At 69.2% G+C, this 14,269-nt stretch carries 16 protein-coding genes and 1 pseudogene; 8 read left to right on the forward strand and 9 right to left on the reverse strand.

Going from position 1 to position 14,269, the window contains the following annotated elements; genetic code table 11:
* Positions 1 to 36 precede the first annotated feature (36 nt).
* Positions 37 to 582 carry a L,D-transpeptidase family protein gene (locus CRP50_RS12055; RefSeq protein WP_097279423.1) on the forward strand — a complete coding sequence of 182 codons (546 nt, stop codon included), beginning with the start codon at positions 37 to 39 and terminating at the stop codon, positions 580 to 582.
* A gap of 64 nt (positions 583 to 646) precedes the next feature.
* Here CRP50_RS12055 and CRP50_RS12060 read toward each other — a convergent pair whose 3' ends face one another.
* The 5 genes and pseudogenes from CRP50_RS12060 to thiS all read right to left on the reverse strand — a co-directional run.
* Entirely contained in the window at positions 647 to 1,279 is a 633-nt protein-coding gene (locus CRP50_RS12060) for a glutathione S-transferase family protein (RefSeq protein WP_097279424.1), read from the reverse strand.
* Between the two features lie 124 nt (positions 1,280 to 1,403).
* Positions 1,404 to 1,625, reverse strand: a complete 222-nt coding sequence (locus tag CRP50_RS12065; RefSeq protein ID WP_097279425.1) for a hypothetical protein — start codon at positions 1,623 to 1,625, stop codon at positions 1,404 to 1,406.
* A gap of 52 nt (positions 1,626 to 1,677) precedes the next feature.
* Positions 1,678 to 2,898, reverse strand: a complete 1,221-nt coding sequence (locus CRP50_RS12070) for an App1 family protein (RefSeq protein ID WP_217992043.1) — start codon at positions 2,896 to 2,898, stop codon at positions 1,678 to 1,680.
* Between the two features lie 89 nt (positions 2,899 to 2,987).
* Complete coding sequence (locus tag CRP50_RS12075; RefSeq protein ID WP_245913478.1) at positions 2,988 to 3,773, reverse strand: thiazole synthase; 786 nt, start codon at positions 3,771 to 3,773, stop codon at positions 2,988 to 2,990.
* Positions 3,774 to 3,803: 30 nt separating this feature from the next.
* Positions 3,804 to 3,989, reverse strand: a pseudogene (gene thiS / locus CRP50_RS26510) (sulfur carrier protein ThiS); the annotation flags it as partial.
* A 289-nt stretch (positions 3,990 to 4,278) separates the two neighbouring features.
* On the opposite strand from thiS, the gene aroQ reads away from it, so the two are divergent.
* The 4 genes from aroQ to aat are packed head-to-tail and all read left to right on the forward strand — an operon-like array spanning position 4,279 to position 7,249.
* On the forward strand, positions 4,279 to 4,734 hold the full coding sequence (gene aroQ, locus CRP50_RS12080; RefSeq protein WP_245913459.1) for a type II 3-dehydroquinate dehydratase: 456 nt from the start codon (positions 4,279 to 4,281) through the stop codon (positions 4,732 to 4,734).
* On the forward strand, positions 4,735 to 5,199 hold the full coding sequence (accB, locus tag CRP50_RS12085; RefSeq protein WP_097279428.1) for an acetyl-CoA carboxylase biotin carboxyl carrier protein: 465 nt from the start codon (positions 4,735 to 4,737) through the stop codon (positions 5,197 to 5,199). It begins immediately after the preceding gene.
* A 26-nt stretch (positions 5,200 to 5,225) separates the two neighbouring features.
* On the forward strand, positions 5,226 to 6,569 hold the full coding sequence (gene accC, locus CRP50_RS12090) for an acetyl-CoA carboxylase biotin carboxylase subunit (RefSeq protein ID WP_097279429.1): 1,344 nt from the start codon (positions 5,226 to 5,228) through the stop codon (positions 6,567 to 6,569).
* A 20-nt stretch (positions 6,570 to 6,589) separates the two neighbouring features.
* Entirely contained in the window at positions 6,590 to 7,249 is a 660-nt protein-coding gene (gene aat / locus CRP50_RS12095) for a leucyl/phenylalanyl-tRNA--protein transferase (RefSeq protein WP_097279430.1), read from the forward strand.
* On the opposite strand, the gene CRP50_RS12100 is transcribed toward aat, so the two are convergent.
* The 4 genes from CRP50_RS12100 to CRP50_RS12115 are packed head-to-tail and all read right to left on the reverse strand — an operon-like array spanning position 7,192 to position 9,172.
* Positions 7,192 to 7,605, reverse strand: a complete 414-nt coding sequence (locus tag CRP50_RS12100) for a DUF2155 domain-containing protein (protein ID WP_097279431.1) — start codon at positions 7,603 to 7,605, stop codon at positions 7,192 to 7,194. The genes aat and CRP50_RS12100 overlap by 58 nt on opposite strands.
* A gap of 50 nt (positions 7,606 to 7,655) precedes the next feature.
* Complete coding sequence (locus tag CRP50_RS12105; protein ID WP_097279432.1) at positions 7,656 to 8,135, reverse strand: outer membrane lipid asymmetry maintenance protein MlaD; 480 nt, start codon at positions 8,133 to 8,135, stop codon at positions 7,656 to 7,658.
* Positions 8,136 to 8,163: 28 nt separating this feature from the next.
* Positions 8,164 to 8,781, reverse strand: a complete 618-nt coding sequence (locus CRP50_RS12110; protein ID WP_097279433.1) for an MlaD family protein — start codon at positions 8,779 to 8,781, stop codon at positions 8,164 to 8,166.
* A gap of 37 nt (positions 8,782 to 8,818) precedes the next feature.
* Positions 8,819 to 9,172: an NADH:ubiquinone oxidoreductase subunit NDUFA12 gene (locus CRP50_RS12115; protein WP_097279434.1), complete on the reverse strand. Its 354-nt coding sequence runs from the start codon at positions 9,170 to 9,172 to the stop codon at positions 8,819 to 8,821.
* A gap of 528 nt (positions 9,173 to 9,700) precedes the next feature.
* Between CRP50_RS12115 and CRP50_RS12120 the strand changes: the two genes are divergently transcribed.
* From CRP50_RS12120 to CRP50_RS12130, 3 genes are all read left to right on the forward strand, one after another.
* Positions 9,701 to 13,402: a vitamin B12-dependent ribonucleotide reductase gene (locus CRP50_RS12120; protein ID WP_097279435.1), complete on the forward strand. Its 3,702-nt coding sequence runs from the start codon at positions 9,701 to 9,703 to the stop codon at positions 13,400 to 13,402.
* 156 nt (positions 13,403 to 13,558) lie between these two features.
* Complete coding sequence (locus tag CRP50_RS12125) at positions 13,559 to 13,771, forward strand: hypothetical protein (RefSeq protein ID WP_141415121.1); 213 nt, start codon at positions 13,559 to 13,561, stop codon at positions 13,769 to 13,771.
* 4 nt (positions 13,772 to 13,775) lie between these two features.
* Complete coding sequence (locus tag CRP50_RS12130; RefSeq protein WP_097279437.1) at positions 13,776 to 14,072, forward strand: type II toxin-antitoxin system RelE/ParE family toxin; 297 nt, start codon at positions 13,776 to 13,778, stop codon at positions 14,070 to 14,072.
* The last annotated feature ends 197 nt before the right edge of the window (positions 14,073 to 14,269 follow it).

Consider the following 14,269-nt stretch of genomic DNA (forward strand, 5'->3'; position numbering starts at 1 on the left):
GAGAGAGAGTAGCAAAAACCGAGGGAGTCCCGGCCCATGCGGCGCTTTGTTGCGACGCTGTGTCTCGCCGTCTGCGTGACCGTCCTGACCGCCGTCCTGCTCGCCCCCCGCCCCGCCGCCGCCGGCGAGGCCGTGGCCGCCATGCGGCCCATGGGCTCCATGATCGACAAGATCGTGGTGGAGAAGGGCAAGCGCGTGCTGACCCTGATGTCGGAAGGCCGCGCCGTGAAGACCTGGCCCATCGCACTCGGCTGGGAACCCGCCGGCCACAAGCAGTACGAGGGCGACGGCCGCACGCCGGAAGGCTGGTACGTCATCGACTACCGCAACGACGAGAGCATCTACTACCGCTCGCTGCGCATCAGCTACCCCAACGGCGAGGACCGCGCCTCGGCCGCCGCCCGCGGCAAGAGCCCCGGCGGCGACATCTACATCCACGGCCAGCCGACCACCATCAAGAGCAGCCTGCGCGCCAAGACCATGAAGGACTGGACCGCCGGCTGCATCGCCCTGTCCAACGACGCCATGGACGAGCTGTGGGCGCTGATCGACATCGGCACGCCGATCGAGATCTTCCCCTGACGCCAGGGCACTGAACGGCACGGGGCCGAGGGCGGACGCGATGCCGCCTTCGGCCCCGTTTTCGTTACAGCGGCGGCAGGCCGTGGATCTCCAGCGCGCGCTGCGTCGCCGGCCGCTCCTGCACGCGGCGGGCGAGGCCGACGTAGCGCGGGAAGTCCTTCTCCAGGTCGAAGCCGGCCCGGCCGCCCCAGCGCAGGAAGACGTAGAGGTGGGCGTCGGCCACGGAGTAGTCGCCGAGCGCGAAGCCCTCGGCCGGCAGGCGGCCGTCCACTTCCTTCAGCGCGGCGTGATAGGCCGCCAGCGCCGCATCCTTCACCGGCTGGGCGTCGGTGCCCTCGGTGACGAAGCGCTCGGGGCGGAAGAAGCGGGTGAAGTGCGGGTGCACACCGGCGGCGCAGTGGTTCATCCACTCGTGGGCGCGGGCGCGAGCCAGCGGATCGGTCGGGATGAGGCGCTTCTCGGGGTGGGTATCGGCGAGGTAGGCCATGATCGCGTGCGTCTCGGTCAGTACCTGCCCATCGTCGAGCTGCAGCGCCGGCACCTTGCTGCGCGGGTTGAGGGCGCGGAACGCCTCGCCGTACTGCTCGCCCTCGGCCAGGTTGACCCGCACCGGCTCGTAGGCGGCACCGGTTTCCTCGATGACGATGTGCGGCGCCAGCGAGCAGGAGGCGGGGGAGTAGAAGTAACGCAGGGACATGGATCGGCTCTCGCGGATCGTGAACGATGCGTCGAGGATACCCGAGTGCGCCGAGGGGAGTAAGGGCCGGTATGGCGAGGCGGAGGCGGGCCGTCGGTTGCCGAAGCCGCCAGCAGCCGCTACGTCAGGGACACGCCGCGGCACGAGCACGGTCGAGAAGACCGGCCACGTATTCGGAGATACCGCCGTCCGCAACGGCCGTCACGCGGCCAGCCCGAACGTCCGTGAGGCCGACCTCCACCGCAGCCCGGAGTACCTCGGCACGCACCGTCCGCTCCTTTTCGACCTGTCCCCCGGACACGGGTTCATCCAGGTGCTCGGGAAGGTCGAAGGTGCGGCGGGTCATGGACCGGTCCTCGGTGGCATATCTCCGAATATCGGCCAGGGTCCGGCGGCCGTCAACGCCGCCCGGACCTCGGCTCCACCACCACGCTCTCGTCTTCGTCGCCCTGCCCCTCCACCACGTCCTCGACTTCGGCGGCGTCGGCGCGGCGGATGGGGTGGTCTTCGCCGTCGCCTTCCTCGCGCACCTTCTCGCCGCGCACCAGCGGCACGCGGCCCGGCTGGATGAGGCCGAGGTCGGCGGCGTGCTCGGCCATGGCGATGCTGTCGGCGGCGAGCAGCAGGGACGAGCCGTGCGCCACCGCTTCCTCGGCCATGGCGGCGATTTCGTCGGCGCGGCCGGCGTCCTTCGAGACGTTGCGGATGTAGACGGCCAGCACCCGGTCGCCGTGCTCGGCGACGATGCGGCGGTAGACCTCGGGGTCGTGCTGACCGCTGTCGCCGATGAGCACGACGGGCAGGTCGCGGTAGACGTCCAGCATGTGGTCGATGAGCATGCGCTTGTGGTCCACCGCCTTGCGCGGCAGCGGGCTCGACCACCGCATGCCCCATTCGCGCAGGAACAGGATCGGACCGACGGGAATGCCGTGGCGGCGGAAGAACTCGTCCAGCACGTCGTAGATGCCCCACGGCGCCCGGCTGACGTAGAGCATGGGGTTGCGCTCGTCGCCGCCGGCGCCGTCGTAGAGGGCGCGGTAGAAGGCGGTGACGCCGGGGAAGGCGGTGCGGCTGTTGGCCCCCTGCACGAACAGCCGCCACATCATGCCGAACACGTTGGCGACGCCCGTCACCATCACCGTGTCGTCGATGTCGCTGATGACCACGAAGCGGCTGCGTTCCGGCGGAATGAAGACCCGCGCCGTCGCCTCCACCACGTCGGGCGCCTCCAGCGTCAGGGCGACCTCGTGCCACTCGCGCCCGTCGGGCACCGGCGCGGGCAGCCGCAGGTGGACGCGGAAATAGCCGTCGCTGTCTGTGTGGATGCGCTGCTCGCAGCCGTGGAAGCGGGCCGTCAGCGGCGCGTCGGCGACCGCCCGGCGGGCGATACGGCGGCCGATGTCGTGCAGCATGCGCCGCACCGTCAGCGCCGAGCGCGGCGCCGGAGCCTGACGGAACACCCGGCCGATGACGAAGATCTCGGTGCGCGAGCCGTAGCCGCGGTAGGGCTGCACGACGATGCCGCGCTCCCCGTGGGCCCGCCGTGCCGGCCGGCCGGCGAGGCGCAGCAGCCCGCGCACCGCCTTGCCTGCCCCGGAAATCATCGTGCCGAACGCCATGGCCCCTGCCTGCAAGAGAAAAGCCCGCTCCGGGAGAGGAACGGGCTTTCCTGGGGAACCGTTTCGCGATGCCGCCGCGCGGCCCGCCGTCAGATGAGGCCGGCGAGCGGGCTCGACGGGTCGGCGTACATCTTCTTCGGCATGCGGCCGGCCTGATAGGACAGGCGCCCGGCCTCGATGGCGAGCTTCATGGCGCGGGCCATCTTGATGGGATCCTTGGCGCCGGCGATGGCGGTGTTCATGAGCACGCCGTCGCAGCCGAGTTCCATGGCGACCGCCGCGTCCGAGGCGGTGCCGACGCCGGCGTCCACCAGCACGGGCACGCTCAGGCTTTCCTTGATGAGGCGGATGTTCACCGGGTTCATGATGCCGAGGCCCGAACCGATCAGCGAGCCGAGCGGCATGACGGCGACGCAGCCCATGTCCTCCAGCCGCTTGGCGACGATGGGGTCGTCGTTGGTATAGACCATGACCTTGAAGCCGTCGGCGATCAGCGCCTCGGCGGCGGCCAGGGTTTCGGTGATGTTGGGGTAGAGCGTCTTCTGGTCGCCCAGCACTTCCAGCTTCACCAGATCCCAGCCGCCGGCCTCGCGGGCGAGGCGCAGGGTGCGCACGGCGTCCTGGGCGGTGAAGCAGCCGGCGGTGTTGGGCAGGTACGTATAGACCTTGGGGTCGACGTAATCGACCAGCATGGGCTGGCTCGGGTCCGACACGTTCACGCGGCGCACGGCGACGGTGACGATCTCGGCGCCGCTCGCCTCGATGGCGAGGCGGGTTTCCTCGAAGTCCTTGTACTTGCCCGTACCCACCAGCAGGCGGGAGCGGAAGCGGCGGCCGGCCACCTCGAAGAAATCGTCGGCGTCCAGCGCCGGCATGCGGTCGCCGTCGGGCAGGCCGCCGCCGATGAAGTGGACGATCTCCAGGCGGTCGCCGTCGGTCACCGGCGTCTGCTGGAAGGCGGACTTCGGCACGATCTCCAGGTTGCGCTCCACGGCCACCTTGCGGGGGTCGATGCCGAGGGTGGTCAGCAGCCCCTCGACGGTGGTGGCGGTGGACAGCGGGCGGGCTTCGCCGTTGATGGTCACCTGCATCGGCTTGCATTCTCACTCAGGGATCAGGGTTGGCGAGAGTATGGGGCGACGCGGCCCGTCCCGCAACCGCGAGAACGCGCTGCCGCGGGCGCTTGCGCAACATTATGTCGCGGAAGACGCCGGCGGGTCTGCTGCGTCCCCTGCGCTTTTCGGTCGTTTTCGGCCGGATGCCATGCATTGGGCGCATGGCGGCGCACCTTGCCGCCAATCCAGACGTTGCCAGCAGGGTCCGCCTGCTATAGGACTAGGCGACATACCGTTACGGCAACCAGCGACGGCAACCGCGCGCGTGTCCCCCACCGTCTTCATCCTCAACGGCCCCAACCTGAACCTGCTCGGCACCCGCCAGCCGGAGGTCTACGGCCATGAGACGCTGGCCGACATCCGCCGCCTGTGCGAAGACCACGCCGAAGGCCTCGGCCTTTCCGTCGACTTCCGCCAGACCAACCACGAAGGCGAGCTGGTGACCTGGGTGCAGGAGGCGCGCACCGCCGCCGCCGGCCTGATCGTCAACGCCGCCGCCTATACACACACCTCCGTCGCCCTGCTCGATGCGCTGCTCGCCGTCGATCGTCCGGTGGTGGAGGTGCACCTTTCGAACATCCACAAGCGCGAGCCGTTCCGGCACCATTCCTATGTGTCGAAGGCCGCGCACGGCATGATCTGCGGGTTCGGATCCCACGGCTACGTGCTGGCGCTGGACGCCGTCGCCCGCCTCATTCGAAGCCAGAAAGAGAAGAGCTAGATGAGCAGCAAGCCCTTGATCGACAGCGCCGCCGTCCGCGACCTGGCGACCCTGTTGGACGAGACCGGCCTCACCGAGATCGAGTACGAGACGGAAAACGTGCGCATCCGCGTCGGCCGCGCCGCCGCGCCGCAGATGGCCTACGCCCCGGCGCCGATGCACGCCGCCGCACCTGCGCCGGCCGCCGGCGCCGCCGCGGCCCCGGCCGCGGTCGAGGACGTCGCCAAGCACCCGGGGGCCGTCACCAGCCCCATGGTCGGCGTGCTCTACACCTCGTCGGAGCCGGGCGCCCCGGCCTTCGTGACCGAGGGCGCGACGGTGTCGCAGGGCCAGACCCTGTTCCTCATCGAGGCCATGAAGACCTTCAACCCGGTGCGTGCCCCCAAGGGCGGCACGGTCAGCCGCATCCTCGTCGACAACGCCCAGGCGGTCGAGTTCGGCGAGCCGCTGTGCGTGATCGAGTGATCCTCCCCGGCCAGGTTGGGAAAAGCATGTTCGACAAGGTCCTCATCGCCAACCGTGGCGAGATCGCCCTGCGCATCCACCGCGCCTGCCGCGAGATGGGCATCAAGACCGTCGCGGTGCATTCCACCGCCGACGCCGATGCCATGCACGTGCGCCTCGCCGACGAGAGCGTCTGCATCGGCCCGGCGCCGGCGCGCGAGAGCTACCTGAACCGCGCCGCCATCCTGTCGGCGGCGACCATCACGGGGGCGGACGCCATCCACCCCGGCTACGGCTTCCTGTCGGAGAACGCCGACTTCGCCGAGATGGTGCAGGACCACGGCTTCGCCTGGATCGGCCCGAGCCCGGAACACATCCGCCTCATGGGCGACAAGGTCACCGCCAAGAAGGCCGCCATCGAAAGCGGCCTGCCGGTGGTGCCGGGCAGCCCCGGCGCCGTCGAGACGGCGGAAGAGGCCAAGACCATCGCCGCCGAGATCGGCTACCCCGTGCTCATCAAGGCCTCCGCCGGCGGCGGCGGGCGCGGCATGAAGGTGGCGCGCGACGCCTCCGAGCTGCTGGAAGCCTGGTCGACGGCCCGCACGGAAGCCCAGGCCGCCTTCGGCAACCCCGAAGTCTACATGGAAAAGTACCTGGGCCAGCCGCGCCACATCGAGATCCAGGTGCTCGGCGACCACTACGGCAACGTGGTGCACCTCGGCGAGCGCGACTGCTCGCTGCAGCGCAAGCACCAGAAGGTGCTGGAGGAGGCCCCCTCCCCCGCGCTCAACGCCGACCAGCGCGCCGCCATCGGCAAGGTCGCCGTCGACGCCATGAAGACGCTCGGTTACCGCAACGCCGGCACCATCGAGTTCCTGTACGAGAACGGCCAGTTCTTCTTCATCGAGATGAACACCCGCCTGCAGGTGGAACACCCGGTGACCGAGAGCATCACCGGCATCGACCTGGTGCGCGAGCAGATCCGCATCGCCGCGGGCGCGCCGCTCGGCTACACGCAGGACGACGTCATCATCGCCGGCCACGCCATCGAGTGCCGCATCAACGCCGAGGACCCGGAAACCTTCGCCCCCAACCCGGGCAAGGTGGTCGGCTACCACGCGCCGGGCGGCCTGGGCGTGCGCGTCGACTCCGGCCTCTACGCCGGCCTGTCGATCCCGCCGCACTACGACAGCATGATCGCCAAGCTCATCGTCTCCGGCGCCAACCGCACGGAATGCCTCATGCGGCTGAAGCGGGCGCTCGGCGAGTACGTGGTGGACGGCGTGAAGACCACCATCCCGCTGCACCAGCGGCTGATGGACGTGCCCGACTTCCAGAACGGCGCCTACGACATTCGCTGGCTGGAAAAGTTCGTGGCAGGCGACCTCTGAGGCGGACGGGGGAGACGCGCTTGACAGAGCTTCCCGTCACCCCCGACCTGCTCCTGCGCGCCTACGCGAGCGGCGTCTTCCCCATGGCGCGCTCGCGCGGCGGTCGTACCCTCTACTGGGTGGATCCGGACGAGCGCGGCATCATCCCGCTCGACGGCTTCCACGCCCCCAAGTCCCTGCTGAAGACCGTGAAGCGCGGGGTGTTCGACGTTCGCGTCGACACCGCCTTCCGCGCCGTCATGGAAGGCTGCGCCGCCCCCGCGCCGGGCCGCACCGAAACCTGGATCAATGACACCATCTTCAAGGTGTTCTGCGACCTGCACGCCATGGGCTACGCCCACAGCGTCGAGTGCTGGCAGGACGGCCGGCTGGTGGGCGGGCTCTACGGCCTGCAGCTGGGCGCGGCGTTCTTCGGCGAGAGCATGTTCTCGCGCGCCACCGACGCCAGCAAGGTGGCGCTCTGCCATCTGGTGGCCCGCCTGCGCGGCGGCGGCTTCACGCTGCTCGACACCCAGTTCATCACCGACCACCTGCAGCGCTTCGGCGCGACGGAAATCCCCCGCGCCCGCTATCACCGCATGCTCGGCGAGGCGCTGAAGCGGCAGGCGCGGTTCGACGGGGATTATCCGGTGGAGCTGGTGTCGTCCCTGCTCAGGCAGTCGAGCACCCAGACGTCGTAGATGGGGTGCTCCATGGCCGACAGGGCGGGGCTGGAGGCGAACATCCAGCCGCGGAACACCTCGCGCGCCGGGGCGCCGGGCTCGATCTCGGTGATGTCGAGGAAGGCGGCCGACTCCGGCGTCTCCTCGGGCGGCCGATAGCGGCAGGCGCGCACCAGGATCTCCAGATTGCCGATGCGCGTCTTCTGGCCGACCGGCGCCGTCACCGTCGAGACGCGCGCCGTCACCTTGTCCAGCCACTGCAGCACCGCCTTGTCGCCCGTCACGTCGGTGGCGGCGGCAGCCGGCGCCACCGCACCGGCGGCGAGCGTCAGGGACAGGGCGGCGGAGCGGAGAAGGATCGTGAACGTCGTCATGGCGAAGCGGTAACCCGTGGCGGCTGGGGGCCCGAAGGCGGCGTACCGGCTCAACGGCCCGGCTGCGCCGCACCCTGGGCGGAGGGCGACTGGGTGGCGAGGAAGATGATGTCGCCCACCAGATCCTCCATGGACTGGAAATCCTCGGTGTTGTCGATCCTGCCCCCGGAATCGAGCATTTCCGTGGCAGAGCCCGGCTGCAGGCGGACGTATTTGCCGCCCAGCAGGCCGTCGGACACGATGGTGGCGACGGTGTCGGCCGGCAGGCGCACGTCGGGGACGATGGTCATGCTGACCACGGCCCGGAAGGTCTGCGGGTCGAGCCGCTGTTCGGTGACCGAGCCCACCTTGATGCCCGAGACGCGCACGTCGGACCCCACCTGCAGGTCGCCGGTCTTGGAGAACACCGCCTGCAGCGGATACCCCTCCACCGGGCGGACGTCGGCCATGGTGTAGGCGATGGCGAGGAACAGGCCGGCCACCACCAGCACCACGGCCCCCAGGATGGTCTCGATCGGATTGCGTCCCATGACGGTCGGGTCCTTCCCCTGGTGCGGGTCAGTCGGTGAGCGAGGGGAACGGGCTGGCGCCCGGCGGGGCGGCGGTGCCGGCCGGACCGCCAGCCTCGCCGGCATCACTTCCGTCGCCGTCGCCGTCGGGATCACCCGGGGCGAGGATGTCGCCGCCCTGCTCGGCCGCGGCGCCGCCCTCGGCCGCCGCGGCGCGGGCCGCCTTGGCGCGGGCGACGATCTTCGCCAGCAGTTCCTCGAGGATCACCGCGTCCTGGGTGTAGGAGATGCGGTCCCCGTCGGCCAGCAGGTCGAGGCCGCCGCCGGGCTGCAGCTCGATGTACTTGGTGCCGAACAGGCCCTCGGTTTCGATGATGGCGGCGCTGTCGTCGGGCAGTTCCACGTCGCCCCGCAGGGACAGCACCGTCTCGGCCTTGTAGCGGTCGGTCAGGCGCATGTCCGACACCACGCCCACCGGCACTCCGGCCAGCCGCACGGGCGCGCCTTCGCGCAGGCCGTCGGTGCGGTTGAATTGCGCCGTCAGCGTCATGATGGCGCCGTTGTCCACGTGCCGCTCGTGCCGCTGCATCACATTGTACGTCAGCAGCACGCCGACGACCGAGACCGTGGCGAGGCCGTAGAGGGTTTCCCTGGTGCGGCTGTTCATGACGACTCCGCGGTGCCGGGCGGCCCCGCCGGCCCGGTCAGGAGCCGGGGGTCCAGGCCTCGTAGTCGCCGGTGCCCTTGGCGCGATTGCCGCCGCGGCGGTCGTCGCCCTGGGGGACGTAGGCGTTCACCGTACCCGACAGGTTGGGCAGGTGTTCCTTCATCCACGGCTTCTTCTGGTCGATCTTGATGGGCTCGTCGACGGTGTAGTGCAGCCAGGCATGCCATTCGGGCGGAATCTTCGACGCCTCGATCTTGCCGTTGTACATCACCCAGCGCTTGCGGCGACCGGTCTTCGGCTGCCGGCGGTCCTGGTAGTAGCGGTTGCCGTACTGGTCCTTGCCGACGAACTCACCCTTCAGCCAGGTGAAGAACATGGTGCCCGTGATCATGTGACGGTCGCTCCGGTGCGCACTCTCTAACACATAGGCGTTCCGGCCGGGCGGCGGCGGCCGTCGGCGGAACGGGCCGCACTATGGCGCAGAAGGGCGCCGCAGTCCAGCACCGTCGCCACCCCTGCCCCGCCCGTTCGGGTAAGGCCGCCGGTGTGACGGCGGTCACCGCCCGAAGACTACATATAGTGTCTCCTCGGGGTGCTCCGGCAGCTGTCCACAGCTGTGGAGAACTCGGACGAGGGCCACCCCCAGGCGGCGACTCGCCCGTTTGCCTCGGGTTCCGCAGGTTCATCCACCGGCTCATCCGACTTACCCACAAGACATACGAGATATTGTGTTGCAGCCGCGGAACGACACAAAATTCGGTTGCCCGGCTTATGACGTTCGCCTAGTCTCATCGCCCGTCGGTAGGGACATCCCACAGTCCCGGCACGCGGCTCGGGCGGAGGAAGCCGAGGGTCGCTCAACCACCGTGCACAGTCCTCACGGCCATAGCGAGCACGCTACATCTAGGGGAGCATCCACATGCAGATCGGTCGCCTGTTCACGCAGGAGGGGCAGTCGCCCTATGCGGACATCGACTTCCGTCACACCACCAGCGAGATCCGCAATCCGGACGGCTCGGTGGTCTTCAAGGCCGACGGAATCGAGGTGCCCGCCGACTGGTCGCAGGTGGCGAGCGACGTGCTCGCCCAGAAGTACTTCCGCAAGGCCGGCGTGCCGGCGGCGCTGAAGCCGGTGAAGGAAGACGACGTCCCCGAATGGCTGTGGCGCCAGGAAGCCGACAAGGCCGCCCTCGCCAAGCTGCCGGAAGACAAGCGGTTCGTCGGTGAGTCCAGCGCCCGCCAGGTGTTCGACCGGCTGGCCGGCACCTGGACCTACTGGGGCTGGAAGGGCGGCTATTTCGACTCCGAGGGCGACGCCCGTGCCTTCTTCGACGAGATGCGCTTCATGCTGTGCACCCAGATGGGCGCGCCGAACAGCCCGCAGTGGTTCAACACCGGCCTGCACTGGGCCTACGGCATCGACGGCCCGGCGCAGGGCCACTCCTACGTCGACTTCAAGACCGGCAAGCTGGTGAAGTCCAAGTCGGCCTATGAACACCCGCAGCCGCACGCCTGCTTCATCCAGTCCATCCAGGACGACCTGGTGAACGAAGGCGGCATCATGGACCTGTGGGTGCGCGAGGCGCGCCTGTTCAAGTACGGCTCGGGCACCGGCACCAACTTCTCCGCCCTGCGCGGCGAGGGCGAGCGGCTGGCCGGCGGCGGCAAGTCGTCGGGCCTCATGAGCTTCCTGAAGATCGGCGACCGCGCCGCCGGCGCCATCAAGTCGGGCGGCACCACCCGGCGTGCCGCCAAGATGGTCATCGTCGACGTCGACCACCCCGACATCGAGGCCTTCATCGACTGGAAGGCGCGCGAGGAGCGCAAGGTGGCGGCGCTGGTCACCGGCTCCAAGCTGTGCAACCGCCACCTCAACGCCGTGCTGAAGGCGACCACCGAGTGGGACGGCGCCGCCGACGGCGAGGACCGCTTCGACCCCAAGGTCAACAAGGCGCTGAAGAAGGCCATCGTCGCCGCCCGCAAGGCGATGGTGCCGGAGAACTACGTCCAGCGCGTGCTGCAGTTCGCCCGCCAGGGCTTCACCGAGATCGCCTTCGAGGAATACGACACCGATTGGGATTCGGAGGCCTACCTCACCGTTTCGGGCCAGAACTCCAACAACTCGGTGCGCGTCACCAACGACTTCTTCGAGGCCGTGACCCGCGACGAGGAATGGCCGCTGCGCGAGCGCACCACCGGCAACATCAAGGCGAGCCCCAAGGCCAAGGACCTGTGGGAGAAGATCGCCGAGGCCGCGTGGTCCTGCGCCGACCCCGGCCTGCAGTTCGACACCACCATCAACGAGTGGCACACCTGCCCCGAGTCGGGCCGCATTAACGGCTCCAACCCGTGCTCGGAGTACATGTTCCTCGACGACACGGCGTGCAACCTGGCCAGCCTCAACCTGCTGACCTTCCGCCGCGAGGACGGCAGCTTCGACGCCGACGGCTTCGCCCATGCCTGCCGCCTGTGGACCGTGGTGCTGGAAGTCTCGGTGCTGATGGCGCAGTTCCCGTCGGACCGCATCGCCGAACTGTCCTACCGTTTCCGCACCCTCGGCCTCGGCTACGCCAACATCGGCGGCCTGCTCATGGCGGCCGGCATCCCCTATGACAGCGACACCGGCCGCGCCCTGTGCGCCGCCATCACCGCGCTGATGACCGGCGTGTCCTACGCCACCTCCGCCGAGATGGCCGAGGAGCTGGGCGCCTTCCCCGGTTACGCCGACAACCGCGACGCCATGCTGCGGGTGATCCGCAACCACCGCCTCGCCGCCCAGGGCGAGCACCGCGGCTACGACGGCCTGTCCATCAAGCCGGTGGCGCTCAACGCCGCCCACTGCCCGGACAAGGCCCTGGTGGACGCCGCCCGCGCCGCCTGGGATCGCGCGCTGGAGCTGGGCACCGCCCACGGCTTCCGCAATGCCCAGGTCTCCGTCATCGCGCCGACCGGCACCATCGGCCTCGTGATGGACTGCGACACCACCGGCATCGAACCCGACTTCGCCCTGGTGAAGTTCAAGAAGCTGGCCGGCGGCGGCTACTTCAAGATCATCAACCGCCTGGTCCCGACCGCCCTGCGCACCCTCGGCTACGAGGAAAGCCAGGTGCAGGCGATCATCGACTACGCCGTCGGCCACGGCACGCTGGCCGGGGCGCCGCAGATCAACCACGAGACCCTGCGCGCCAAGGGCTTCGGCGCTGAGCAGATCGGCAAGCTCGAGCAGAACCTGAAGAGCGCCTTCGACATCAAGTTCGTCTTCAACAAGTGGACGCTCGGCGAGGACTTCTGCCGCAAGACCCTCGGCCTGACCGACGCGCAGCTCGACGACTTCGCCTTCGACATGCTGAAGGCGCTCGGCTTCACCCGTGAGCAGGTGGAGGCCGCCAATACCTACGTGTGCGGCGCCATGACCGTCGAGGGCGCGCCGTTTCTGAAGGCCGAGCACCTGCCGGTGTTCGACTGCGCCAACGCCTGCGGCCGCATCGGCAAGCGCTACCTGTCGGCCGAGAGCCACATCCGCATGATGGCGGCGGCGCAGCCCTTCATCACCGGCGCCATCTCCAAGACCATCAACATGCCCAACAGCGCGACGGTGGACGACTGCAAGGCGGCCTACCAGCTGTCGTGGCAGCTCGGCCTGAAGGCCAACGCCCTCTACCGCGACGGCTCCAAGCTGTCGCAGCCGCTGTCGGCCGCCCTGCTCGACGACCTGCCGGAGGACGACGAGGACGACGCCGTGGCCGAGGCCGCGCCGGTCGCCTTCACCGAAAAGCTGGCCGCCGCCCAGAACCCGGTGCAGCGCGCCGAAGTGGTCGCCGAGAAGATCGTCGAGCGCTACACCGCCCAGCGCCGCCGCATGCCGGACCGCCGCAAGGGCTACACCCAGAAGGCCGTGGTCGGCGGGCACAAGGTCTACCTGCGCACCGGCGAGTACGAGGACGGCAAGCTCGGCGAGATCTTCATCGACATGCACAAGGAAGGTGCGGCCTTCCGCTCGCTGATGAACAACTTCGCCATCGCCGTCTCCATCGGCCTGCAGTACGGCGTGCCGCTGGAGGAATACGTCGAGGCCTTCACCTTCACCCGCTTCGAGCCCTCGGGCATGGTGGAAGGCAACGCCGCCATCAAGATGGCGACGTCGATCATCGACTACCTGTTCCGCGAGCTGGCCATCAGCTACCTGGCCCGCAACGAACTGGCCCACGTCGACCCCGCCAACATCGGCCACGACGTCATGGGCGGCGGCCACGACGAGGGCGACATCGACGAGTGGGGCGACGTCGCCTACCAGCGCGGCATCTCCAAGGGCTACGTGCGGTCCAACCTCTACGTGCTCAACAAGACCACCGAGCGCGGCGAGGCCATGGAAGTGACGGCGCGGGCCACCGGCACCGACGGCCACGGCCACACCATCACCGCCGGCGCCACCGCCAGCATCTCGTCGGCCGGCGTCTCGGCCGCCTCCGCCGTCGCCAGCGGCCGCAGCCACCAGATCGCCGAGGCCCGCATGAAGGGCTACGAAGGGGACAGCTGCCCGGAATGCGGCAACTTCACCCTGGTGCGCAACGGCACCTGCCTGAAGTGCGACAGCTGCGGCGCGACCACCGGGTGCTCGTGAGGGTCGGGTCGTAACGAAGAAGAGTGAGAGAGACTGCGGGCGGCGCCTTTCAGGGGCGCCGCCCGTGGGCGTTTCGGGGGCGGCCCGAGCGGTTTGAACTGGATGGAGACGATGTGCATTGGTACGATCATGGTGACTTTTCCCCGGAGAGACACCATGTCCGTCGTCAGGTTCCATTCCGTCACCGAGGCCGCCATGCCAGACAGAAGGGACGACGCGGCAGAGACGGAAATCTCGACCGAGGCCCTGGAAGAGATCGACCGCCGACTGGCCGCCCTGGATCGAGGCGAACGCCTGACCGGCGACGAACTGCATGCCGACATGGAGGCATGGAAAGCGGAGCGACGGGAGCAGCGGCGCCGACGCTGACGCCATGGCCGTCTTCTGGGCCCGTGCGACGCGGCACGACCTCCGGCGCATCTTCGTACACAACGAAGAATGGCGGGGCGAAGAGCGAGCAGAGGCCATCGACACCGACATCCGCCGTTTCGGCGAGACGCTGACGCCGACCGCCGGCTCGCCTTGGCCACCGCGGCCGTTTTTGCGCAAGGCCCTGGGACCACACGGCTACTGGGTCTTCTTCCGATCGACCGGCGACGACGTCGAGGTCGTCGCCGTCTATCATGCCAAAGAGAACTGGACCGCGATCCTGCCCTGGCGCCAGACCTGACGCCCCTACTCCACCCGCTCGCCCGGCAGAATGACGCGGCTGCCGGTGAGCGGGTCGCTCGGCAGGGGGGCGGTGTCGAGCCCGTAGTAGCGATCGTCGCGGCGTGGGTGGCTTGCCCTGCGGCAGATCGCGCAGCCTCCGTATCACCGGTCGCCGTCCGTGGAGCCGTGGATGGCCGGGTCGAGCCCGGCCATGAC

Source organism: Caenispirillum bisanense, from assembly GCF_900230255.1.
Lineage (GTDB): Bacteria > Pseudomonadota > Alphaproteobacteria > Rhodospirillales > Rhodospirillaceae > Caenispirillum > Caenispirillum bisanense_A.

Excerpts from the sequence above, each read along its gene's own strand:
- CRP50_RS12060 (WP_097279424.1), bottom strand. The coding sequence starts at position 1,279 with ATGTCCCTGCGTTACTTCTACTCCCCCGCCTCCTGCTCGCTGGCGCCG.
- CRP50_RS12125 (WP_141415121.1), top strand. The coding sequence starts at position 13,559 with ATGTCCGTCGTCAGGTTCCATTCCGTCACCGAGGCCGCCATGCCAGAC.
- CRP50_RS12100 (WP_097279431.1), bottom strand. The coding sequence starts at position 7,605 with ATGACGACGTTCACGATCCTTCTCCGCTCCGCCGCCCTGTCCCTGACG.
- CRP50_RS12110 (WP_097279433.1), bottom strand. The coding sequence starts at position 8,781 with ATGAACAGCCGCACCAGGGAAACCCTCTACGGCCTCGCCACGGTCTCG.
- CRP50_RS12120 (WP_097279435.1), top strand. The coding sequence starts at position 9,701 with ATGCAGATCGGTCGCCTGTTCACGCAGGAGGGGCAGTCGCCCTATGCG.
- CRP50_RS12070 (WP_217992043.1), bottom strand. The coding sequence starts at position 2,898 with ATGGCGTTCGGCACGATGATTTCCGGGGCAGGCAAGGCGGTGCGCGGG.
- CRP50_RS12115 (WP_097279434.1), bottom strand. The coding sequence starts at position 9,172 with ATGATCACGGGCACCATGTTCTTCACCTGGCTGAAGGGTGAGTTCGTC.
- CRP50_RS12105 (WP_097279432.1), bottom strand. The coding sequence starts at position 8,135 with ATGGGACGCAATCCGATCGAGACCATCCTGGGGGCCGTGGTGCTGGTG.
- accB (WP_097279428.1), top strand. The coding sequence starts at position 4,735 with ATGAGCAGCAAGCCCTTGATCGACAGCGCCGCCGTCCGCGACCTGGCG.
- CRP50_RS12055 (WP_097279423.1), top strand. The coding sequence starts at position 37 with ATGCGGCGCTTTGTTGCGACGCTGTGTCTCGCCGTCTGCGTGACCGTC.
- CRP50_RS12075 (WP_245913478.1), bottom strand. The coding sequence starts at position 3,773 with ATGCCGGCGCTGGACGCCGACGATTTCTTCGAGGTGGCCGGCCGCCGC.
- accC (WP_097279429.1), top strand. The coding sequence starts at position 5,226 with ATGTTCGACAAGGTCCTCATCGCCAACCGTGGCGAGATCGCCCTGCGC.
- CRP50_RS12130 (WP_097279437.1), top strand. The coding sequence starts at position 13,776 with ATGGCCGTCTTCTGGGCCCGTGCGACGCGGCACGACCTCCGGCGCATC.
- CRP50_RS12065 (WP_097279425.1), bottom strand. The coding sequence starts at position 1,625 with ATGACCCGCCGCACCTTCGACCTTCCCGAGCACCTGGATGAACCCGTG.